The following is a 22,025-nucleotide window of genomic DNA, read 5'->3' as shown; positions in this document are numbered from 1 at the left end:
TTACCATTTTAAGCTTTCTTCGTGTTGGGAAATATCAAGCCCTTTATTTTCAGACTCTTCCGAAACTCTGAGAGTGATCATTGAATCTGTAATTTTATATAAAAGCAGCGAGCCAAAGAATGTAAAAGCTGAAACAAGTACCAGGGCAGCCATATGATGGGCAAAAACTTCAATTCCTCCATGCAGAAGGCTGGCATTTTCACCATGGGCAAAAATGGCGGTGAGAATCATTCCCATAATTCCTCCTACTCCGTGGCAGGCAAAGACGTCAAGGGTATCATCTATTTTTTTCAGGGCTTTCCAGTTGACCATCAGGTTGGAAACTATAGCGGTTATAAAACCAATAAAAAGGCTTTCCGGTATGCTTACAAAACCACAGCCGGGAGTAATGGCTACAAGCCCTACTACAGCTCCGATACAGGCTCCCAGTGCAGAGACGCTTCTTCCGTTGATACGGTCAAAGAATATCCAGGTCATCATGGCAGAGGCGGAAGCAATGGTAGTAGTTCCGAAAGCTACAGCCGCGGAGGCATTGGCACTTAAAGCAGATCCTGCATTAAACCCGAACCATCCAAACCAAAGCATTCCGGTTCCAAGAAGAACATAAGGAATATTGGAAGGCTCATGATGCGGATTTTTCCTGTTTCCAAGGACTAAAGCTCCTGCCAAAGCAGCAAAGCCTGCACTCATGTGAACTACTGTTCCTCCGGCAAAATCCTTTACGCCAAAATATTTATTCAAAAGACCGTCCGGATGCCATACCATATGACAGAGCGGCGTGTAAATGAACAGGCTGAAAAGTACCATGAACAGCAGATAAGAGATGAAGCGTACCCGCTCAGCAAAAGAACCGGTGATAAGCGCAGGGGTAATAACGGCAAATTTCATCTGAAAAAGGGCAAAAAGCACGAAAGGAATAGTAGAGGCCATCATTTTATGAGGCAGTACACCCACACGGCTAAAAAACGGATAACTCAAAGGATTTCCGATAATTCCGTAGTGTACTCCATTGATCTCAAAGCCTAATGAATCTCCAAATGACAGGGAAAACCCAATAACAACCCACAAAATAGAAATAACCCCGAGTGCAATAAAGCTCTGCAACATGGTAGAGATCACATTTTTCTTCCCCACCATTCCTCCGTAGAAGAATGACAGTCCGGGTGTCATCAGAAGTACAAGGCCAGCTGCGGCAAGAATCCATGCTACATCTGCACCTACGATTTTATCTTCACTGAGAAATTCTCCCGTATTGGGAAAATCTGCAATAGGACTCCAGAATAATCCTCCAAATGCCACAAGGGTAATAACGGAGAATGAAACGACCCATTTTAAACCAACTTTCATATAATTTACATTTAACCCTATCAAAATTAAATATAAATTTTATAAAAACGTATAATTTTACAAAATACCCCTTAAAAAATTATATCAAAATGCAAATTTACCACTTTAAACAAATACTTCTTTCAATATTTTGGATACTTCTTTATATTTTGTGGCAGGAAAAAGATGGGTACCCCCTTTGATCACATAATCGGGCTTTGAATATTTAATAGGAAAAACAATATCCTTATCTCCCAATATCTGGATGACTTCCGGCGTTTCTTCAAATTTCCACTCTGAAACCTTTTCTACGGACCATTTCAGGTAATAAGGATCTCTTACCCTGAAGTATTGGAGAATCTTAGGATTTTTAGGGTCAAAGAGCTTTCTGACCACGGAATATACGTTTGCAGCCTTATCGTTGAACATCCCTACAGGAAATATTCTGGGTATTTTTGTGATCTCACCGGTCTTGATAAATTTAGATTTTTCTTTATCTGATTTGATGCTTCCCATGATCACCACTTTTTGTGCAGGTTTCAGCTTATTGATTTCCTGTACCATAATACCGCCAAAGGAATACCCCAGCAGACTGAACGGCTCGGAAATATCTACCTTCTCAGCCATTCTTTCAACATAGGAATGAAAGGGCTCGTTTTTTTCAGGAATGAGCCAGTCTATAAAAATTAATTCACAGTTCTCGGGAAATTCCAGTCTTTCCAATACTTTAAAGTCTGCTCCGAGACCGCTTACTACATAAATTTTCATAGTACTAATTTATAAAAAACCTGGTATTCGTTCATAAAAAATGGACGATTTATAAAAACCGTCCATCATATTTTAAAGTATATTTTACTTATTTCTTTTTCTTTACAGGAACTCTGTTATCGTTATCCAGCTTTTCTGTAGAAACTTTGAACTGGATATCCATTTCATTCTTGATAAAGTAATCTTTCAGGGAAGACTGGTAGAATACCTTAAAGTCTCTTCTGTTCAGTGAGAACTTGGCAGATTCTACCACTACTGTAAATTGAGTTACGTATACATTCGCCGGGAAAGTGATTGTTTTTCTTACGCCTTTGATAGTTACATCACCGTATACCGTTGAATTATACTCACTGTTTGCTAAAGGAATAATTTTAGTCAGGTGAAATTTCGCAATCGGGAATTTTTTAACTTCAAAGAAATTGGTACTTTTCAGATCATTGGTAAGCTTTACCTGATCTTCATCTGAAACATCTCCTGCCATCATGCTTCTCATATCAATAACAAATTCTCCGTCTACCAGAACCGTTTTATCAAAATTGAACTTTCCACTTTTCAGCTTTACCGTCCCTGAATGTGAAGAAGATTCAGTTTTTACAACTTTATATCCCCACCACCTGATCTCTGATGAAGTGACTTTTGAAACCTTATCAAATTTCTTCTGTGCAGAAACAAATGATATGCTTACGCACATCATAGCAAACAATAGTAATCTTTTCATTCTTTTTTATTTACAATTCAACAAAAATAAAAAAAAGTGTAGAACTTCTACACTTTTAATAATCTTTTTTTGATTAAATTATTTAGCAGTTACCTTTACAAGCATTTCGATGTCATCTTTCACAAAAACATCCTGCATTGTAGACTTGTAAGCAACATCAAATTTCTGTCTGTCGAAAGAGAATTTATCTGAAACCAGACTTACTACACCTTTGCTGTAAGCAATTTTCGCAGGGAAAGTAATTGTGTTTGTTTTTCCTTTTACGGTAAGGTTTCCTGTTACTAAAGAATTATAGATCTTATCGCTGTTTTTCTTTACAGAAGTGATTTTGAAAGAAGCAGTCGGGAATTTTTCAACTTCAAAGAAGTCACCGTTCTTAAGGTGCCCGTTCAGTTTCTGCTGATATTCTCCTGAAAGGTCAGTTGAGTTGATAGAAGTCATATCCAGTACAAAGCTTCCCCCTACCAGGTTGTTTCCTTTCATCACCATGTCTCCGGACTTTACTTTCACTGTTCCGTCGTGAGAGCTGGCCTCAGATTTTGCCACTTTATATCCCCACCAGTGAACATCAGATGCCACTACTTTTTTTGACTGTCCGAATGCAAGACCACCAGCTAAAACTGCTAATAAGAATATTTTTTTCATTTGAATAAAGTTATTTACTTGTTTAATGGTGCAAATGTAGCCAACTTATCTGATAGATTTCATTGATGTATATCAATAAAACCAATTATTTTCATGAATAATATCATCCTATAAAAAAACTCCGGAGTTCCGGAGTTCTGTATTTTAATTCTGATAGTAAGCGGTGTACAGTGCGGCACCTTTTAATGCGGTGTGGTTCTGTTTAATCAGATAAATCGGTGTGCTTTTCAGCAGTCCTTCCATCTTGTCGCTGATCTTGAACTTGTCGTAGAATTTTCCTTTGTCTATATATTCCCTGATTGCCTGCGGAATATCTCCCGCAATCAATAGCCCTCCGGTAGCTTTAAGCTTCAGCACAAGGTTGTTTGCTTCTCTTGCAAGGAATTCCAGGAAGGTATCCAAAGCAATTTTACAGATGAGTACATCTTCTTCTACAGCAGCCTTGTAAAGCTCTTCAACGAAGTTTCCTCCTGCAAAACGTTCTGCAAGCCATTCCGGCTCCGGATGCCTTTTCACATCTCTCAGGAATCGGTAAATATTGAAAAGTCCTGTTTTGGAAAGTACATTTTCCCAGCTCACAATACCGTAAATATTGTTCAGGAACTGATAAAATTCTACTTCAACATTCGTTCTCGGTGAGAATTCCGAATGCCCTCCTTCTGTTGCGAAAGGCCTCAGGTTTTTACCGTCAAAGAAATATCCTGCTTCACCCAGTCCGTTTCCGGGAGCCAGGATCGCTACATTTCCTTTTTCAAGATGCCCGCTGGTATAGATCGGGTCCAGATCACTGTCTTCAAGAAGCGCCATTCCGTAAGCGGATGCTTCAAGGTCATTCAGCATATCTCCTTTCTCAAATCCAAACTCTCTGGTATATTCTTCAATATCTAAGTCCCAGCCTAATCTTGCAGGACTACTTTTACCATCAATTACAGGTCCGGGAACAGCCACAGCCAGGCGCTTCACACCGGCAAGCTGATTATCCTGAATGAATTTTCTCAATATTTCAGAAAATGAAGTGTACTCTTTGGTAACATATTCATTCTGAGTTTTTATCTCCAGGCCTCCGCTACCGGAAACAAAATAGCCTAAGATTGTTATATCTTCACGGAGACTCGCACCAATAATCGTAACATTATCATTACTGGTATTCTCTACTCCTGGTAAATAAAGCGGAAATTTTGGATTCAAAATCATAACCTCAAATTTTATCAAATATAATAATAGTTTTCGTAAATCCTGCAGGGAAGCAAAAAACCTTTTTATTTTCATAAAAAGGTTTGGTTAATAATTGTTTATATATAAATCTAACTACTTTCCTAATGGTATATTGTACCCGAATCCTACTCCGATGTTCCCCACATTATAGTCTTGTCCGGCAAGATCTCCTTTATCACCTACGAAAACCTTCTGATACTGTACAAAGAAATTCCAATCCCTGTTGTGGTACCCGATTTCCGGCTTGATGTAGAAACCTCCGTCCGGTCTGGCGACAGAACTGTTGGAAGCCACTTTATCGTCTCCTACAAGGAACCCGTAACCAAGGTCTGTTCCAAAATAGAAACCGGTTTGCTTAGGATAAATTCTTATTAAAGCTCCTACAGGAACTACTCCTACATCATTGTTATCATAACCGTTGTTACTTTTCCCAAAATAATGAGTATATCCTGTTGCAATACCTAACCCAAATCCCGGAGTGATCAAATTCTGATAAGATACATCTACCCCTACAGCTGCAGAAAGATTATCCGCAGGAACTGCCAAACCAGCATTTGCACCTACCTTGATCATATTATTCATCTTTGAGCTCTGTGCACTTGCGATACCTGCTGTTAAGATTCCAGCCAGTAATATTGCTTGTTTTAACATTTTCATAACTCTAATTTTAAATTTTACTAATGCAATAGGCTGTAAAAATCGTGCCAAGAGAAGCATTTTATTTGATTTTAACACTTAGAAGTTTTATAAATTGATGAATATCAATATGTTAATTCATATAAAAATTAAATGCTTGTTTAAGTAGATATCATTATACTATTTATTTCATATTTTATTCTACTTAAAAGCCTTTGTGAAACTATCTTTTTCAAGGCTTTCCAGTGAGAAATCGAAATCGGCTTCTGTTTTTTCCGTTGTAATCTCCGCTCCAAGCTCTTTTATAAGGTTATTGAACGACATGGCTTCGTACCATTGCTGATACAATGCACTTGTTGCCATCATGGAAACCTGGCTATTTCCTGACACATGAGAATGTCCGGCCCCAAAATTCAACAGTACGAAACATTGCTTTTCGTTTTTTGCCACCAGCATTCCCAGGATCATTTGCTTCTGGACGGAGTTACATCTGGCCTCGGCAAAGAGACTGTTAGGGTTCATCATATAATCATAGGAAATATTATCTCCTTTTCCAATTACGATTTTATATCCACAGTTTGCATCTCCGCTGAAAACGTTATTCATGATAAGGGTTGGTGTAGACAGTCCTTTATTGGCATAAAGATATTCAACGGCACCGTTAGGAGCGGAAGTCATATCTCCGGAGTACATCAATTGTCCGTCACCATAATTATAGGCTGCATTCCAGCCTATTTTTCCGGCAATATTCAATCCTGAAAGGTCAAGGTCACGGGCACCCCACTGATCTTCCCAATAAATACCTACAGCCAGTCTTTCACCATAAAAACGGGTTCCGGTAGGAATATTTCCAACGAACATTTTTTCAGAAGTTGGCAATGCAAATTCTACATTCTCAGGGAAATAGAATTTCTTTCCGGACAGGTTTTCATATTTCAGCTTCAGATAATCCAGAATAAAATCATAGTTGAACTGATTCACGTAAGTTTCCTTACCTTTTTTAACCCATGACTTTCCATTTCTCACCCTGTAAACAAACGTATCCTGGCCATACATTCTTGAATAACATGCTGACAGTGCTTTGAATAATGCAAACGGTGTCGCATTGTCCAGCCAGTGCCAATCGCTGTTTTCCAATAGTGTATTCGTAGCATCATTCAACGGATTTGAAATCAATGGTTTATGATGTACTTTAGACAGCTTTGAAATTTTATTGATCGCTTTAGGCGCCCTGTTTTTGTAAGCAAGGAATAACGGCTTGAATCTGTTAAAAATTTCCGCCATCTTTTCCATTCCGAAGCTTTCGAACAGATAGGTTGGGTTAAATTTACTTTGCCTGATCAAATCAATCAGATCATCACTTTTGATTAAAAGTGTAGTATTGGTCGTTTTATAAATAACGTAACGGAAAAACTCAACAGGATTTTCAGGGTAGATATCGTACAGATCGGCTATTTTTATAACAGCTTCTTTATTTCTGATGTTTTCTTTTCCTGTAAAATCGTATTCCAGCTCTGTATGTAAAATATAAAGCAGTTCATCAATGGTTTCTTCTTTTAAGGCAATTCCTGATCTCAAAAGAGAAAGGCACTTTTCCTGCATTTCTTCTGCAGAATAGGCTTTTATAACTTTAAAAACCAGCTTCATATCAGGAACATTCAGTATTTCATCAGGAATATAGATTTCACTTTGGAAATTGCTTCCATACGTTGAAATATAATGTCTGATCTGTTCAAAAAGCAACTCAATTCTGGAGGTATTCTTTATTTTCTCCCAGGATTTATGAAAGGTTTTGTTCAGATCATTTCCGTTTAATTTTTCCTTTGCATAATAAGATATGATCTCATTTTTCGCCCATACAGCATCTGGTTCAATGATAAAACCTTCATTAGAGATGAATGGCTTTTCACCGGATTTTCTGGCTATTACAGCATTGAATAATTGTAGTGTTTTCATTGTTTTAAGTTTAAAAAATAAGTGAGGAGTAAAATCATTAAAAGTGAAGGATACAGGAACTCCTTTTACCTATAGTTTATAAAAAGCGGGGAGTAATTTATCCAAAAAATATAGGAACTCCCTTTGCCTTATAATTTGTGAAAAGGCGGAAAGTAATTCTAAATTATAGGAATTTTCTTTGCCTTTAATTTTTTAATATATGAAAATGACTGATACGTGAATATAAGCATTTTCTTTGTTTTGAGGAGCAGACAGGACTCGAACCTGTGACACACAATTGGGATTCATAGGAACTTTATTTGCCTGCAGCGAAAAGTAATTCTGTTGCTCTACCATCTGAGCTACTGCCCCTTCCGTTATGAAATAGTTTTCATTAACCTTACAGGCTTTTGTACCTGTAAGGTTGGGTTATTAGTTTTTTTGATAATCTTTCAGGTTTTATGCCTTCAAGATTTATATTAAATTAAAAATTATGCTTTTCTGAATTTCTTCTTTTTCTTCCAGGGTGCATTTTTCCCTACATCACCTGCCATAATACATCCGTAAGGCATCACTTCATCCAGAACTTCGCAAAGTCCATATTCTTCTATCTGTGCTCTCACGTTTTTAGCACTTTTATAGGCGCTTGGCAGCTCGGAAATATCAATTTCATTGGAGAAGAAACGGATATCCAGTCCTTTGGTTTCCTCATTGAAAATTTCTTCAACCGTTTTATGGGCCAATGATCTTTTATGCTGTGTTCTGCTGAAATTTCTTCCGGCTCCGTGAGGGGCAAATCCCAGGTTTCTTCCGTTGGTTTTTCCCTGAACAATCAAAACGGGTTCTGACATATTCAGAGGAATCAGTCTTGGTCCTGTGATATCCGGCATAAATTTTTCATCCAGCGGAGTGGCTCCTTTCGCATGATAAAACAGATCACCATCCCTGAAAACAAAATTATGTTCGTTCCAGTATCTATCCTGTTTTTCCGTTCCCAGTTTATTCAAAACAGCATCATGGATATTGGTATGATTTTCCTTGGTCCATGCTCTTATTAACTGAAGTGCTTCCCAATATGCTTTTCCTTCTTCCGTATTGAAAGGGATCCAGGCATTTTCTTTTAAAGTTTCAGGGGAAATTTCCTGTCTGAAACGGTTAGCCACTTTCATTCCTTTATCATAAAGCGCTGCACCCGGAGCTCTTGAACCGTGATGAGTCACCAGCATAGTATTTCCTGTATTTTTAGATTTACCTACAAACAGGAAATGATTTCCGTCTCCCTGTGTTCCCATATGAGAACGGGCAATACTGATCAACTTTTCATCATTTAAGAACTCATTTTCTCTGAATGCATCCATCAGTTCCTGAGACATTGGCATCTGCTCTCCTCTCGGTCTTCCGCCGTATCCGAAATGCGTTACTGAATGAGCTGCATCCAGCACATCTTTAGGATCTGTTTTTCCAAAATCTGTAAGCATCACAGAACAGCAGATATCTGCGCTATGAAATCCCGGATGAATTGCATTTTCTGCAACAACTACTCCACCTACCGGAATCAATCCTTCAGGCCCTGTCGGACAAGCATCCGGCATCAAGGCTCCTTTAGTTAATGTAGGTGTTTTCATCAGCACTTTCATGGTATTGATTACTTTCTCTACGTTATCGTTTTCACTTTCGTGTTCAGCTCTGATGTTGATGATAAAATCTTTTGCTGTTTCGTGAAGCGGGATAATATCCGGTTGTCTGAACTGATCCAGGTATTCTCTGATCTGAATTTCATCCAGATTATTTTCGTTGATATGGGTAATAGCATCTTTAAACCATTTGGCTGGCCTGTATCCTAATTCAATTAAGTGATTTCCGTTAAATTCCATTTGTCTTTTCATTTTTGATAGTGCAAAGTAAGAGTACAAGTACGCAATATTTCTGCGCAGATAAAATTATTTTAATTATTTTTGTAAAAAAGTGGAAAAATGAAGGAAGCCGAAACGCACAAACCGACTTATTCATTTGATTTCCAGCAGAATTAACCCTATTTATTTTATAACACAATTATTTAAACTAAAAAAATATGTTATTAGAACAATTAAAAAGCAATCCTGAAACTATTCAATTCAAAGAAGTTATTAGTTATATTGATGAACATTATGATTTTGAACCAACTTCATTTAAAAATGGAGATACAGTAAATGAAGCTGGTCAGAATAACGGTTCATGTAAGGTTTTCAGTTTTGCAAAACTTAAGGAATTATCAAAAGAAGAGGCGCTTTCTCTTTTTGGAGAATTTTACAGGGAAGATGTTTTAAATAATCCTGAAGGAACAGACCATCAGAATATCAGAAATTTTATAACATACGGATGGGAAGGAATTTCCTTTGAAGGAGAAGCATTGAAAGAGAAATAATATAAATCGATGGTGAATTTTTGCTGCGCAAGTGACTACTCACCATTCACTTTATCCAAAACACAAACGCCATGTCATCCAATAAAAATGCCCTGATCCGCTACAAAACATTAGATAAATGTCTTAAGAACAAATACCGGAAATATACCCTGGAAGATCTCATCGATGCATGTTCCGATGCCCTGTTTGAATTTGAAGGCAAAGAATCTTATGTAAGCAGGAGAACAGTTCAGCTCGACCTGCAGAATATGCGGAGTGAAAAATTCGGCTATGAAGCTCCCATTGAGGTATATGAAAGAAAATATTACCGATACAGCGACCCGGAATACAGCATTCATAATATCTCTGTGAACGAAAGCGACCTGAAAGCCATGAATAATGCAGTTCAGATCCTGAAGCAGTTTAAAGATTTCTCCATGTTCAAAGAGATGAACGGAGTGATTCAGAAACTGGAAGATTCCATCCATTCCACAGGACAGAAATCTATCATTCATCTGGATAAAAATGAGCAGCTGAAGGGACTTGAACATATTGATATCCTGTATGAAAGCATTTCAAATAAAAAGGTGCTGAATATTATTTACCGCAGTTTTACCGCCAGAGAATCCAGTAATTATATTGTTCATCCGCAGCTTTTGAAGGAATTTAATAACAGATGGTTCCTGATCTGCCTGCATAAGGGTAAAATGTATAATTTAGCCCTGGACAGGATGGAAAAGATTGATGTAGAGGAAAATATCCAGTATATTGACAAAGACCTGGATGGCGATGAATATTTTAAAGATATTGTTGGTGTTACAGTTTCCGAAACTATGGCTCCGAGGAATGTTGTCTTTTTTGTAGATTCCTCAAATGCACCCTATGTAAAAACAAAACCGCTTCACAAAAGCCAGGAAATTATAAGCGAAAGTGAAGAAGGTACCCTGTTTAAAATCTGCGTTCAAATTAATTTTGAACTGGAAAGACTGTTTCTGGGCTTTGGAGACTGCCTGATTGTTCATAAGCCTAAAAATCTGAGATTGAGGCTGCAGGATAAATTCAAGGCAGGACACAGGAACTATGAGAATTTAATTGTTCCGGATGAAAACTGATTTTTTAACCACAAAAGGCACAAAAGTTTTTAGCACTTAAGTTATTTTAAGTGACAAAATTTGTGAAAAGAAGATCATATAAGTTTTGTGAAGATTTCTGATTTCCATAATGATTAAAAGCAATAGAATCGGAATTACCCTCCTCAGGAGGGGTGGCAAATCGCAGATTTGGCGGGGTGATAAAAAAATCAAACCTCATCATTCCTGCCCTCTGCAACACCCACCACCAGCAGTATTTTCAAAATGGCTTGGAAATTGTATTAATTATGACATTAAAAAAATCATACTATGAAATCAAGAATATTTAAAGCATTGATTGCCATTATAGCACCTATTGCAATAGAATACATTGTAAAAAAAATATCTGAGAAATTAGATAAAAAAGAAGAAGATAAAGGAAAAGAACCCAAGCAGATTACTGCTTAAACGTAGAAGTAGTTAGAATTTAATTTTATTGAAAAGAGACTGTCATAGATATGTGCAGTCTCTTTTTATATATAATTGCTTTTGTTGTTCATCTATAGCTTTTATTTTAAGTTTCGATATTCTTCAATCCTAAAATCTCCACAGCTTATTTTTCTACGCAAAAAGACTACGCACTTACCCTCTTACTTTGCATTAAAATTAAAACAAAATGACACCAAAAATACTGGACAAAATAAAAGAAATAGAGGAAACACGCAGCGTGGAAATCCTTCTGGCAGTAGAATCCGGAAGCAGAGCCTGGGGTTTTGCATCTCCGGACAGCGATTATGATATACGCTTTATCTACAGGCATGAAAAAGACTGGTACCTTTCTCCGTGGGATAAAGATGAAACCATAGAATTCATGACTGAAGATGATCTGGACGGTTCCGGGTGGGATCTCCGTAAGACTTTTCATCTGTTACTGAAATCTAACGCAGCCTTACTGAGCTGGTTTTATTCTCCTATCGTGTATAAAGAGAATAAAAAATTTGTTGAACTCTTCAGGCCTTTGGCAGATGCCTGCTTTTCACCCATAGCAGTTTCTTATCACTATCTGAGCATGAGCAAAAAGTATCTGGAAGCCTGCAGAAGCGATGAAGTAAAACTGAAAAGCTATTTTTACTGCCTCAGAACGGCACTGACCGGAAAATGGATCATAGAAAAAGGAAGTGTACCACCGGTTTTATTCAGTAAATTATTAGTTTTGACAGATGATTATACCCGAAAAAAGATAGAAAATCTGGTCGCGCTGAAAGCTACCAAAGGAGAATCTTATTACCATCCGAACGATTGGGAACTCTTTGGATTCCTGGAAAAAACTGTTCTGGAAAATGAAGAGAGGTCTAAAAACCTTACCGCAGGAAAAGCCGACAAGAGTGAAATGGAGAGGATATTCCGGGAAATAATAAAATAAAAAAGATGAAACTATTTAACTTTTTAAAAAAGAAAAACACTTCAATCCCTGAGCGAAAAATTACTGTTCCAGATTTTTCAAATCATCCTTTCATCAAAAGATGTGAATATCTTAAGGAAGAATACGGACTGATTGTGCCTGACGTTTATAAAGAGTTTTTCACCAAATACAAGGTTCCTGAAACTAATTTTTATTACCGGGTTTTCTGGGAAGAAAGACATGATTATCTTTATGAAATCATCTTTTATACAAAAGATTTTGTGAATTATATAGTCAAAAGATTCTATGAGACATTCGGAGAAGAAGCAGATTATGAATGGCTTCAGAAAATAATGGAAGAAGGAGAATGCGAGTTTATGATTAAAGAAAATAAATTCGAAGCCAAACATATAGATTTGTCATTCCTTGATCAATGTTATGAAGAACGCGGCAGAAATCAGGAGGAACTCATGATCGTAATGGATGTTTATTCTGATTGCGGAGGCGCAGAATACCTGATTCTTACCAGCGATAAAAAGGGATATTCCGGAGGATGCTATCATGGAATGAGTGAAAAAATAGTATTCAACGGAGCGGAAATACAATATAAAATATTAAATCATTACCGTTTGGTAAGTGAACTGATACTAAAAAAACATACCATGTAAAAACACATCCAATGAAAAATATAATAGCGCTTTCGCCTATGTATACGGAAGACAGCAATAACCTGAAAAAAGCATCGATTAATTCGCCCTACGAGCTGAATCGTTTCAATGCCAAATGGAATGTTCCGGAAGAGTTCCGGGATGATGTTATTGCTGTGTATGGCGAAGATATTTATGCGGAAATTGTTTCGGACCAGTGTGGACTGACGCTTTTGAAACCTGATGACAACTGGCTTTCCTTAATTTCTGAAACATTTACAAAACGCAAAATTTCTTATGGTCAGTTGAAGCAAAATATCGATCAGGAAAATATTTTTATCAAGTGTTCTGATTTTAAAAGCTTCAAAGCCGGTGTCTATGAAAAAATAACGGATATCAAAGGATTTGATTCCCTGGATCTGAACAGCATGGTCTTCACATCAGAAATTGTGGAATGGGAACTGGAAGTAAGATGCTTTGTTTTAAACAATGAAATAAAGACCCATTCTTCATATTGGCGAAACAACAGTTTCAACACAGGTCCGCTCTCTGAAACCGAGCAAAAAGATTTGTCTGAATTTTTCAATAATTTCATTAAGCAATATTCTGAAACTCTTCCAAAAGCCATCGTTCTTGATTTTGGAATGATCAAAGGAAAAGGCTGGGCTTTAATTGAAGCGAATCCGGCATGGTGTTCAGGTTTATATGCCTGTGATGCGGAGAAGGCTTTGGAAGTGATTGTGGAAAGTTGTGTGAAGAATCTATAAAAATGAAACTATGACTATTGAATTTCTAAAAAACAATAACCTCATCCTCCTCGAAACCATTTCTGGAAGCAGATCTTTCGGACTTGCAACGGAAAATTCCGACACGGATATACGTGGGGTTTATTATCTTCCCAAAGATCAGTTTTTCGGACTGAATTATATTCCTCAGATCTCCAATGAAACGAATGATATTACTTATTACGAGATCGGAAGATTTGTGGAACTGTTACAAAAAAACAATCCTAATATCCTGGAAGTGCTGGCGAGTACGGAAGACTGTATTATTTATAAAAATCCCCTGATGAATCTTCTCCGGACTGAAGATTTCTTATCAAAATTATGTAAAGATACCTTTGCCGGATACGCTGTTTCACAGATCAGGAAAGCCAAAGGACTCAACAAAAAGATCCTTAATCCAATAGAAAAAGAAAGAAAATCTGTGCTTGATTTCTGCTATATTCTTGAAGATCAGGGTTCGGTTTCATTGAAAAAATGGCTTTCAGAGAATGGTAAAATACAGGAAAAATGTGGACTCACCAATATCGGGAATACCAAAGGAATGTATGCCCTGTTTTATGATGAATCCGGAAATTTTGGTTATAAAGGAATTATACAGCATGAAGAAGCCAACCAGGTTTCCGTATCATCCGTTCCGAAAGACGAAAAGCCGGCAGCGTATCTCTTCTGCAATCTGGATGCCTACTCCACTTACTGCAAAGACTACAGGGAATACTGGAAATGGGTTTCCGAACGTAATGAAGACCGTTACAATGTCAATCAGGAGCACGGACAGAACTATGACAGTAAAAACATGATGCATACCATCCGTTTACTGCAGTCCTGTGAACAGATATTCAAAACAAATTCTTTGCAGATCCGTGTAGATAACAGGGATGAACTATTGGAAATCAAAGCCGGAAACTGGTCTTATGAATCCGTTATGCAAAAAGCAGAGGATTTGATAGCATCTATAGAATATTATCATTCCATTTCTACTCTTCCCGATTATCCGGATGCAGAAAAGACAGAGAAAATCTTAATAGAAATACGGGAAAAATTGTACAGTTAATCTTAGTATTCTTAACAACTCAACTGACCTTAATGGTTACATTTCAAAATATCAGAAGTTAGTTAAGAATAGTAAGATTATTTTTTCTTTGAAGCTTTGGCAACTATATTATAATCCAGGCATATTTTAATCCAGTATTCGAAATCATCCCGTTTTTGAAATCCCGCAGGTTCCACATAGCAGTATCCTTTAAGCTGTTTCCTTTTCATCATCATCGGAAGAAATCCTGTTTTCTCTGAAACCTCCTCTTCCAGATCGGGATGGTAACGGCACATCATGTTATCATGGCTTACGTTGATGCACATTTTGCCATTAACCAAAAAGGACAATCCGCTGAACATTTTCTTTTCCTGAATATCAATACCAGAAACCTCTGAAAGCCGTTCACAAATCCTGTCCGCCAGTTCAATACTATAAGCCATTGTAGTGCTTTTGTTTATAAATGTAACCTGATGTATTGAGATTATCTCTCTATAATTATTTTTTCAGACAGAATGATTTCTCCCTTATGCTGAACCTGAACAAAATAAACTCCGTTTATAAATTGCGCAGTATGCACAGTTATCTTTTCATCATTGTATTTTTGACTGAAAAGTTTTCTTCCGGACCTATCGGTAATACTTACAACGGTTTCACCCGGAAGGCGGTCAAGAAACACATGATCTTTTGCCGGGTTCGGGTACAGAAGAGGTTTATCAATCAGAGTATTTTCAGAAACTCCCAGTTGAGCCGGATGTAATTTTACTATCCAGAAGTCAAGCGATCCGTGGTTTCCCGAAACATCTCCGTTGGTAGAAAAAGAACCTCCTGAAATAATATAACCATCATCATTAGTCTGCTCAATAGAGCTTAAATATTCAACATTGGACCCTCCCAGACATTTTTGCCACTGAAGATTGCCCAGATTATCAATTTTTGCAATCCAGTAATCACGATTACCATGATTTCCGGTAACATGTCCGTCTGTAGACACTGACCAGCCTGCAACAATATATCCTCCATCCACCGTCTCCCGGACAGCCTCTGCATTATCGTGCCCGCTTCCGCCGAAAAGTTTGTGCCACTGTACATTCCCTGCTCCGTCTAATTTTACAACCCAGTAATCAGGAATGCCCGGATAAGTGGGAGTTTCTCCAATTATTGAATCAGAAGAGATTCCGGCAACAATATAGCCTCCATCAAAGGTCTGCCGAATAGAACGTGCAATATCATTGCCTATTCCGCCTAATGATTTCTGCCATTGTATATTCCCTGAAGTATCCAGTTTTACAATCCAGTAGTCATAATTCCCATGGTTAACTGTAACATCTCCATCTGTAGAATTAACAGACGAGCCGGCAACAATATATCCGCCATCACCAGTTTGCTGAATAGACATGGCTTCATCTTCACCACTTCCTCCAAATGATTTTTCCCATTGTATATTTCCCGAAATATCAAGCTTTACAATCCAGTAATCAGAGCCTCCATGATTTCCCGTAACATCTCCGTTTGCAGACATAGAATATCCGGCTACAACATATCCGCCATCTGAAGTTTGCTGGATAGATTGTGCTGAATCATTACTGCTTCCACCCAGCGATTTCTGCCATTGTATATTTCCTGAAGTATCAAGCTTTACAATCCAATAATCAAAATTTCCGTGATTTCCTGTAATATCCCCATCTGCAGACAGAGAATATCCGGCTACGATATATCCGCCGTCTGAAGTTTGCCGGACAGATTGTGCTGTATCAGCACCGCTTCCACCCAGAGACTTCTGCCATTGCATATTTCCCGAAGCATCAAGCTTTACAACCCAATAATCGGAACCTCCATGATTGCCTGTAACATCTCCATTTACGGAGTTAGACATTCCGGCAACAATATAACCGCCGTCTGAAGTCTGTTCTACAGAATAAGCCCAATCACCAAGGCTTCCTCCCAATGATTTTCCCCACTGAATGGAAGGCGCCTGGGAGTGAAGACTTGTATAATATAGTGTAAATAATAAAAAGTAAAGTATTTTTTTCATGAAAAGTTCAGTTTTATAATGGTAAATATAATAAAATGCATCTTTTGTAACCGAATGTTTATCAAGAAACTGTACAGCAATAAGTTGAAACACAAATGTTTCCTTATTTTATCACTAAATTTAACTGGAAATGCCAATTCTCGAGAGATTTAATTTCTTCTGAAACTATATCAAAAATAAAATTTTATTTAAAATAATTATTGTTTTACGATAATTAATTATACATTTGCAATAGTTAAATAATTATTGCCATGAACCAGACCAAAATTATTTCGAGAATCCTGTACTATATCTGCATCGTATTATCAGCAGGTTACCTGATTACTTTAGCGTACTCCATGTTCTCTTTGATTACAGGTTTTGCTGTTACACCTTACAAGAACGGTCAGTTTCTTCACATCAATTATCCTTTTACGGAGCAACCATTTTTGAACATTGAAAATAATTATCCGTATATCATTTTCTCATTCTTACTGGTTTTAATTTCCTATGGAATTTTTTTCTGGCTTTCGGCGTTAGTTTTCAAAGTATTTTTTCAGTCAAAACTGTTTACAACAGAAAATATACTTCAGCTTAAGAGATTTTACATGTATAATATTTTCATTCCATTGCCTGTGGTAGTTACAGCAAGCTTTTTTGTGGAAGTTGAAAGTATTATCTGGGGACTGGTTTTTATCCATTTCATGCTTGGAATTTTCTGTCTGTTTCTTGCGAATATCTTCAAGCAAGGACTACATTTGCAAAACGAACAAGACCTATTTATATAACATGCCAATTATAGTCAACTTAGATGTCATGCTGGCCAAACGAAAAATGCAGAGTAAAGAATTGGCAGAAAAACTGGGAATTACACCCGTTAACCTCTCTATTCTTAAAACCGGCAAAGCCAAAGGAGTGCGCTTCGATACCCTTGAAGCCATCTGCAAAATCCTGGAATGCCAGCCGGGTGATATTCTTGAGTACCGGGAATAGTTTTTGAGTTACGGGATACGGTTTCGAGGTCTAAAATTTGAAAACATATCAATCTTAACCTCAATCTAAAATCCTGATTCCTCCTCAATAACTTTCATCCTCCTTCTTCCAACTTCCTTCTTTTAAGCAGCCATACAGGTCTGCCTTATCCATCTATTATCCAAACCTCATCATATGAATACCTTAACAATCAACAACCTCAGCCTCACTTACAGAAATGGTTATCAGGCGGTTAAAGATATATCGCTTGATATCACAAACGGTATGTTCGGCCTGCTTGGTCCGAATGGTGCCGGAAAATCCTCATTAATGAAAACCATTGTAGGACTGCAAAAACCGACTTCCGGAAATATTATTTTTAACAGGACAGACGTTTCAAAAGATCCTGACCACATCAAGCGGAATCTGGGTTTTCTTCCACAGGATTTCGGGGTCTATCCTAAAGTTTCAGCCTATGATCTTCTGGAGCATATTGCCATATTAAAAGGAATTACCAATAAAACCGAGCGTAAAAATCAGATTCTCAACCTGCTTGAAAAAGTCAATCTTTCAGAATTCAGGAAAAAAGAGGTCCATACTTTTTCCGGGGGAATGAAACAACGCTTTGGTGTCGCTCAGGCCTTGCTGGGAAATCCCAAGATCATTATTGTGGATGAACCTACTGCCGGCCTCGATCCTGAGGAACGTAACCGCTTCAATTCCCTTTTGAACGAAATCAGTCAGGACGTTATTGTTATCCTTTCCACCCATTTGGTGGAAGATGTCAGAAATCTATGTTCAGAAATGGCAGTTATGAATAAAGGGCAGATCCTCAGAAAAGGAAAACCGGCAGAATTGATTTCTGAACTGGAAAACAGAATATGGTCAAAACCGATAGATAAAAGTGAACTGGAAAATTATCAGTCCAGCCACGAGATCATCAGCCGGCAACTGATTGAAAGAGAGCTTAACATTACGGTATTTTCAAAAGAAAAGCCTGAGGGTTTTGATGCTGTAAATCCACTTCTGGAGCACGTTTATTTCCATACTCTCACACAAAAACCTTAATCATGAACGCTATATTTTTATTTGAAGCCGGACGCATTTCCAAGCGCTGGCCTGCTTATCTTATTGCTTTTATCTTAGTAAGCATCGGTGTTTTCTGCGGTAATCAGTTCAATCTTACGGCAGGAGATGGTATTTACCTGAACTCTCCCTATACCATCGGTTTTATGACAGGAATGTTAAGTCTTTCAATCCTGTTTATTGCTGTAATTTTTGCTGTACAGTTGCTTTTTAAGGATCAGGATTCAAAATTTGATCTTATTCTATTCTCATTTCCCTTTTCTACATGGACTTATCTAAGCGGGAAATTCATTACTTATTTCCTGCAGACTTTTTTAAGCTTTTCCCTTTTAATGACAGGATTTCTTGTTGGTCAGATTTTACGGACAGGAAGTGAAATGCAGTCTTACTTCAATATAGGATACTATTTGTATCCAATGCTGATTTTTGGGTTTATCAACTGCCTTTTTGTATGCAGTTTCCTGTTTTTCGTTTCGCTGGCTGTTAAGAAAAAGCTTATGGTTGTAGTAGGCGGATTGCTTTTGTATGTTCTGTATATGGTGGTTTTGGTTTTTTCCAATTCACCGTTTATGGCCGGAAGCTTACCACAATCAGTAGAAACACAGCATATTTCTTCTGTTTTGGATCCGTTCGGGTTATCAGCTTATTTTTTTGAGGCAAGAGCGTTTTCTGTTCAACAAAAAAACACTTTAATTATACCTCTTTCAGGTTATTTATTGCTTAACCGTATTATTTTCCTGATCATTTCTGCAGTATTTCTGCTATTTACCTATCGTTTGTTTTCTTTCTCCGATATTTCAAAGCGAAAGAGCAAAAAAGCCATCCCAGAATCTGAAGTTATCCGTATTCCAACTTTTACTTATAGGGTATCGCAGACAGATTTTGGCTGGAAAAACATACTCAGATCCATCTTATCCTTTGCAAGGGTTGATCTTATTTATCTTTTCAGAAGCATTACTATTCCTGCGGTTTCTATACTGTTACTCTTTTTCATCGGGATGGAAATGTTTGCTGAGATAGAGAAGGGAATCCGGCTTCCCCAGAAATATGCAGGGTCAGGTCTTATGGCCACTACAATTTCAGAAAATTTCCCTCTGTTCGGCTTTTTGCTTGTGGCATATTTTATTAATGATCTTTACTGGAGAAGTCACTCATCAGGATTTTCCATGATCGAAAACACCACTTTTTTTTCGAAAAGTAAACTTACCGGACATTTTATTTCCATTAGTATCCTTCTTTTTTTCTTTACCGGAATTCTAATTACTGAAGGCATTATATTTCAGGCAGTTTACCAATATTTTCATATCGACTGGAAAGCTTATCTGCCCGTTTTCCTTTTTAATACTTTTCCGCTGATGCTTTTCTCAGGGTTTATCCTGCTGGTCAATCATAATATCAGAAATAAATTTATCGCTCTGGGAGTTTCCGTTTTAGCCGTATTTCTTCTGACAGGTCCCGCTTCGGGGAAAATACTTCCCTATCCGCTGTTAAGAATTTTTTCAGATTTCAAAGGCTCCTACAGTGATTTTAATGGATATGGACCATATGCTTTTGCTTTCGTGGAAAGACTTCTGTTTGGTTCCGGAATCATTACATTTTTATGGATGATTCATAAAATTTTCAGAACAAAAAAACGAAATCCTATTTTACTTATTTCCAGCTTTTTTTTACTTCTTTCAGGAGTTTTTGCCGGAACTTTCTTTATGAAAGGATATATTCCGAAGAATGAAGAAAAAGCAGTCATAGAAGCTGTTCGGTACGAAAAGAATTTTAAGGAATATGAAAATATGCCTCACCCTGAAATTTCAGATGTTGTTACCGAAATCAGGTTATACCCTTCCAAAAACTCATATGAGATTACCGGGAAATATATGCTGACCAATGTTACAGATCAGCCGATTGATAAAATCCTGGTTCATTTCAATCCTGACCTTAAGATGGAATCCGCTTCTCTGCAAGCTAATTCTGAAACAATAAAAATAAGTAAAGATGTGTCAGAAATTAAACTAAGGCAACCCATGCAACCCAACGGTACCGCTTATCTTGATTTCAAACTATCATATAAATGGTATGCTGTAAACGGGCACCAGTCTTTTAATGCTATTATAGAAAATGGTTCTTTTATGAGGATCAGCAGGTATTATCCGGTAATAGGATATCAGAAAGATGAAGAAATTCAGGATGAAAAATTGCGTAAAGACAATCACATCAGAATATTGGAAAAGTTGAAAAAACCGGAAGCCCCGGAAGTTTTCAGAAAAGATTTTATCAATTTAGACATGACTGTTTCCACAGAAGGAAGCCAAACCGCCATAGGCACCGGAGATCTGGTTAAAAAATGGACCAAATCAGGACGTAATTATTTTCAGTATAAAGCAGAAAGCATCCCATTCCGGTTTGCAGTTTCTTCGGCAGATTATGAGGTAAAAAGTGTTCTCTACAAAGGCATTGCAGTGAATGTATTTTATCACAAAAAGCACTTTGAAAATGTAAACCACCTGCTTGAAAATGCAAAAATCACACTGGATTACTGTACTCAGAATTTTGGAAAATATCCATTTAAAACCGTCAATTTTGCTGAAATCTCATCTTTTACCAGGGGATTTGCTGCAACGGCCTACCCATCTGCGGTTTTTATGCCTGAAGATATGGTTTTCCATGCCAATATTCATGCAGATAAGAAACAGGATGTAATTAATGAGCTTGCGGGGCACGAGCTTTCTCACCTGTGGTGGGGAAACAGTCAGATTAATCCTGATGACAGAGAAGGTGCCGTAATGCTTACAGAAACTCTTGCTATGTACACTGAAATGATGCTGTACAAAAAAATGCACAGCAAGGAAAAAATGATGGAAAGAATAAAAGTACACCAACAGATTTATGATAACGAAAAAGGACTTTCTGAGAACCGCCCGATCTATAAAGCTATAGGGGATACCCCTCATATTTCCTATTCCAAAGGAGCTGTGGCTATGGTAAAATTAAGCGAACTGATTGGGGAAGAAAAAGTGAATGAAGCTTTGAAAAATTTTCTCCAAAACAATCAGTATCCTAAAAAACCATCCTCATTGGATCTTCTTAAAGAATTTTATAAAGTCTGCCCTGATGAGAATACAAGAAAACAGGTTGATATATTGTTTAAAACAATATAGATGATTCATCAATAAAATCATTCAAATAAATTCTACACAAACATCTGCTCCATCTGCTTAATCTGCGAAAGGTTAAATATTTCCTCGCGGATTAAGCAGATGGAGCAGATTTCTTTTTTCTACTATTCAAGCTGAGCGGCTTCAAGTTTTTTCTGCTTTTCAAAAAAATATTTTTAATAATCTGTAACAAAGTAAAAAAATCTATTACAAATTAGTTGATACATCAATTATTGATTAATCA

General features: G+C 37.3%; 21 protein-coding genes and 1 tRNA gene. 11 read left to right on the top strand and 11 right to left on the bottom strand.

Annotation, left to right across the window (positions count from 1 at the left end; all coding sequences use genetic code 11):
• The 9 genes from HNP36_RS01645 to HNP36_RS01605 form a co-directional block, all read right to left on the bottom strand.
• Window positions 1-1,347 carry an ammonium transporter gene (locus tag HNP36_RS01645; protein WP_184161262.1) on the bottom strand — a complete coding sequence of 449 codons (1,347 nt, stop codon included), beginning with the start codon at window positions 1,345-1,347 and terminating at the stop codon, window positions 1-3.
• A gap of 105 nt (window positions 1,348-1,452) precedes the next feature.
• Window positions 1,453-2,094: an alpha/beta hydrolase gene (locus tag HNP36_RS01640; protein WP_184161265.1), complete on the bottom strand. Its 642-nt coding sequence runs from the start codon at window positions 2,092-2,094 to the stop codon at window positions 1,453-1,455.
• An 88-nt stretch (window positions 2,095-2,182) separates the two neighbouring features.
• Complete coding sequence (locus HNP36_RS01635) at window positions 2,183-2,812, bottom strand: YceI family protein (RefSeq protein WP_184161268.1); 630 nt, start codon at window positions 2,810-2,812, stop codon at window positions 2,183-2,185.
• A 78-nt stretch (window positions 2,813-2,890) separates the two neighbouring features.
• Entirely contained in the window at window positions 2,891-3,457 is a 567-nt protein-coding gene (locus tag HNP36_RS01630) for a YceI family protein (RefSeq protein ID WP_184161270.1), read from the bottom strand.
• 144 nt (window positions 3,458-3,601) lie between these two features.
• Window positions 3,602-4,651 (bottom strand): glucokinase, encoded by a 1,050-nt coding sequence (locus HNP36_RS01625; protein WP_184161272.1) that lies wholly within the window; start codon window positions 4,649-4,651, stop codon window positions 3,602-3,604.
• Between the two features lie 114 nt (window positions 4,652-4,765).
• Complete coding sequence (locus tag HNP36_RS01620) at window positions 4,766-5,329, bottom strand: hypothetical protein (RefSeq protein ID WP_184161275.1); 564 nt, start codon at window positions 5,327-5,329, stop codon at window positions 4,766-4,768.
• A gap of 180 nt (window positions 5,330-5,509) precedes the next feature.
• Window positions 5,510-7,264, bottom strand: a complete 1,755-nt coding sequence (locus tag HNP36_RS01615; RefSeq protein WP_184161278.1) for a hypothetical protein — start codon at window positions 7,262-7,264, stop codon at window positions 5,510-5,512.
• Window positions 7,265-7,507: 243 nt separating this feature from the next.
• Window positions 7,508-7,615: transfer RNA gene (locus HNP36_RS01610), tRNA-OTHER, on the bottom strand.
• Window positions 7,616-7,734: 119 nt separating this feature from the next.
• Entirely contained in the window at window positions 7,735-9,117 is a 1,383-nt protein-coding gene (locus HNP36_RS01605) for an RtcB family protein (protein WP_184162330.1), read from the bottom strand.
• A 197-nt stretch (window positions 9,118-9,314) separates the two neighbouring features.
• Here HNP36_RS01605 and HNP36_RS01600 point away from each other — a divergent pair, with 197 nt between their 5' ends.
• The 7 genes from HNP36_RS01600 (at window position 9,315) to HNP36_RS01570 (ending at window position 14,581) form a co-directional block, all read left to right on the top strand.
• Complete coding sequence (locus HNP36_RS01600) at window positions 9,315-9,647, top strand: HopJ type III effector protein (protein ID WP_184161280.1); 333 nt, start codon at window positions 9,315-9,317, stop codon at window positions 9,645-9,647.
• Window positions 9,648-9,718: 71 nt separating this feature from the next.
• A complete protein-coding gene (locus HNP36_RS01595; RefSeq protein WP_184161283.1) occupies window positions 9,719-10,738 on the top strand; it encodes a helix-turn-helix transcriptional regulator in 1,020 nt (339 codons plus the stop codon).
• 288 nt (window positions 10,739-11,026) lie between these two features.
• Window positions 11,027-11,164 carry a hypothetical protein gene (locus HNP36_RS01590; protein ID WP_184161286.1) on the top strand — a complete coding sequence of 46 codons (138 nt, stop codon included), beginning with the start codon at window positions 11,027-11,029 and terminating at the stop codon, window positions 11,162-11,164.
• Window positions 11,165-11,372: 208 nt separating this feature from the next.
• Window positions 11,373-12,119 (top strand): DNA polymerase beta superfamily protein, encoded by a 747-nt coding sequence (locus HNP36_RS01585; protein WP_184161289.1) that lies wholly within the window; start codon window positions 11,373-11,375, stop codon window positions 12,117-12,119.
• Window positions 12,120-12,124: 5 nt separating this feature from the next.
• Window positions 12,125-12,766, top strand: coding sequence for a hypothetical protein (locus HNP36_RS01580; RefSeq protein ID WP_184161291.1), 642 nt, complete (start codon window positions 12,125-12,127; stop codon window positions 12,764-12,766).
• An 11-nt stretch (window positions 12,767-12,777) separates the two neighbouring features.
• Complete coding sequence (locus HNP36_RS01575) at window positions 12,778-13,512, top strand: ATP-grasp domain-containing protein (protein ID WP_184161294.1); 735 nt, start codon at window positions 12,778-12,780, stop codon at window positions 13,510-13,512.
• Window positions 13,513-13,522: 10 nt separating this feature from the next.
• The gene (locus HNP36_RS01570; protein WP_184161297.1) at window positions 13,523-14,581 is read left to right on the top strand and encodes a DNA polymerase beta superfamily protein; all 1,059 of its coding nucleotides are present in this window, start codon (window positions 13,523-13,525) and stop codon (window positions 14,579-14,581) included.
• 77 nt (window positions 14,582-14,658) lie between these two features.
• Here HNP36_RS01570 and HNP36_RS01565 read toward each other — a convergent pair whose 3' ends face one another.
• Both HNP36_RS01565 and HNP36_RS01560 read right to left on the bottom strand, forming a co-directional pair.
• The gene (locus HNP36_RS01565; RefSeq protein ID WP_184161300.1) at window positions 14,659-15,003 is read right to left on the bottom strand and encodes a TfoX/Sxy family protein; all 345 of its coding nucleotides are present in this window, start codon (window positions 15,001-15,003) and stop codon (window positions 14,659-14,661) included.
• 41 nt (window positions 15,004-15,044) lie between these two features.
• Window positions 15,045-16,595 carry a T9SS type A sorting domain-containing protein gene (locus tag HNP36_RS01560; protein ID WP_184161303.1) on the bottom strand — a complete coding sequence of 517 codons (1,551 nt, stop codon included), beginning with the start codon at window positions 16,593-16,595 and terminating at the stop codon, window positions 15,045-15,047.
• A gap of 251 nt (window positions 16,596-16,846) precedes the next feature.
• Here HNP36_RS01560 and HNP36_RS01555 point away from each other — a divergent pair, with 251 nt between their 5' ends.
• The 4 genes from HNP36_RS01555 to HNP36_RS01540 all read left to right on the top strand — a co-directional run bounded on the left by HNP36_RS01555 (window position 16,847) and on the right by HNP36_RS01540 (window position 21,784).
• On the top strand, window positions 16,847-17,362 hold the full coding sequence (locus tag HNP36_RS01555; RefSeq protein WP_184161306.1) for a DUF2975 domain-containing protein: 516 nt from the start codon (window positions 16,847-16,849) through the stop codon (window positions 17,360-17,362).
• Window position 17,363: 1 nt separating this feature from the next.
• Window positions 17,364-17,567 carry a helix-turn-helix domain-containing protein gene (locus HNP36_RS01550; protein WP_040995723.1) on the top strand — a complete coding sequence of 68 codons (204 nt, stop codon included), beginning with the start codon at window positions 17,364-17,366 and terminating at the stop codon, window positions 17,565-17,567.
• A gap of 174 nt (window positions 17,568-17,741) precedes the next feature.
• Window positions 17,742-18,614: an ABC transporter ATP-binding protein gene (locus HNP36_RS01545; RefSeq protein ID WP_184161309.1), complete on the top strand. Its 873-nt coding sequence runs from the start codon at window positions 17,742-17,744 to the stop codon at window positions 18,612-18,614.
• Window positions 18,615-18,616: 2 nt separating this feature from the next.
• Window positions 18,617-21,784 carry a M1 family aminopeptidase gene (locus tag HNP36_RS01540; RefSeq protein ID WP_184161312.1) on the top strand — a complete coding sequence of 1,056 codons (3,168 nt, stop codon included), beginning with the start codon at window positions 18,617-18,619 and terminating at the stop codon, window positions 21,782-21,784.
• Window positions 21,785-22,025 lie beyond the last annotated feature (241 nt).

The organism is Chryseobacterium shigense (assembly GCF_014207845.1).
Taxonomy (GTDB): Bacteria; Bacteroidota; Bacteroidia; order Flavobacteriales; family Weeksellaceae; genus Chryseobacterium; species Chryseobacterium shigense_A.
The sequence above is the reverse complement of the archived record's forward strand: the minus strand, read 5'-3'. Positions and strand labels throughout refer to the sequence as shown.

Excerpts from the sequence above, each read along its gene's own strand:
- HNP36_RS01630 (WP_184161270.1), bottom strand. The coding sequence starts at position 3,457 with ATGAAAAAAATATTCTTATTAGCAGTTTTAGCTGGTGGTCTTGCATTC.
- HNP36_RS01580 (WP_184161291.1), top strand. The coding sequence starts at position 12,125 with ATGAAACTATTTAACTTTTTAAAAAAGAAAAACACTTCAATCCCTGAG.
- HNP36_RS01625 (WP_184161272.1), bottom strand. The coding sequence starts at position 4,651 with ATGATTTTGAATCCAAAATTTCCGCTTTATTTACCAGGAGTAGAGAAT.
- HNP36_RS01590 (WP_184161286.1), top strand. The coding sequence starts at position 11,027 with ATGAAATCAAGAATATTTAAAGCATTGATTGCCATTATAGCACCTATT.
- HNP36_RS01595 (WP_184161283.1), top strand. The coding sequence starts at position 9,719 with ATGTCATCCAATAAAAATGCCCTGATCCGCTACAAAACATTAGATAAA.
- HNP36_RS01635 (WP_184161268.1), bottom strand. The coding sequence starts at position 2,812 with ATGAAAAGATTACTATTGTTTGCTATGATGTGCGTAAGCATATCATTT.
- HNP36_RS01570 (WP_184161297.1), top strand. The coding sequence starts at position 13,523 with ATGACTATTGAATTTCTAAAAAACAATAACCTCATCCTCCTCGAAACC.
- HNP36_RS01620 (WP_184161275.1), bottom strand. The coding sequence starts at position 5,329 with ATGAAAATGTTAAAACAAGCAATATTACTGGCTGGAATCTTAACAGCA.
- HNP36_RS01555 (WP_184161306.1), top strand. The coding sequence starts at position 16,847 with ATGAACCAGACCAAAATTATTTCGAGAATCCTGTACTATATCTGCATC.
- HNP36_RS01550 (WP_040995723.1), top strand. The coding sequence starts at position 17,364 with ATGCCAATTATAGTCAACTTAGATGTCATGCTGGCCAAACGAAAAATG.
- HNP36_RS01560 (WP_184161303.1), bottom strand. The coding sequence starts at position 16,595 with ATGAAAAAAATACTTTACTTTTTATTATTTACACTATATTATACAAGT.
- HNP36_RS01645 (WP_184161262.1), bottom strand. The coding sequence starts at position 1,347 with ATGAAAGTTGGTTTAAAATGGGTCGTTTCATTCTCCGTTATTACCCTT.
- HNP36_RS01600 (WP_184161280.1), top strand. The coding sequence starts at position 9,315 with ATGTTATTAGAACAATTAAAAAGCAATCCTGAAACTATTCAATTCAAA.
- HNP36_RS01615 (WP_184161278.1), bottom strand. The coding sequence starts at position 7,264 with ATGAAAACACTACAATTATTCAATGCTGTAATAGCCAGAAAATCCGGT.
- HNP36_RS01640 (WP_184161265.1), bottom strand. The coding sequence starts at position 2,094 with ATGAAAATTTATGTAGTAAGCGGTCTCGGAGCAGACTTTAAAGTATTG.
- HNP36_RS01575 (WP_184161294.1), top strand. The coding sequence starts at position 12,778 with ATGAAAAATATAATAGCGCTTTCGCCTATGTATACGGAAGACAGCAAT.
- HNP36_RS01605 (WP_184162330.1), bottom strand. The coding sequence starts at position 9,117 with ATGGAATTTAACGGAAATCACTTAATTGAATTAGGATACAGGCCAGCC.
- HNP36_RS01585 (WP_184161289.1), top strand. The coding sequence starts at position 11,373 with ATGACACCAAAAATACTGGACAAAATAAAAGAAATAGAGGAAACACGC.
- HNP36_RS01545 (WP_184161309.1), top strand. The coding sequence starts at position 17,742 with ATGAATACCTTAACAATCAACAACCTCAGCCTCACTTACAGAAATGGT.
- HNP36_RS01565 (WP_184161300.1), bottom strand. The coding sequence starts at position 15,003 with ATGGCTTATAGTATTGAACTGGCGGACAGGATTTGTGAACGGCTTTCA.
- HNP36_RS01540 (WP_184161312.1), top strand. The coding sequence starts at position 18,617 with ATGAACGCTATATTTTTATTTGAAGCCGGACGCATTTCCAAGCGCTGG.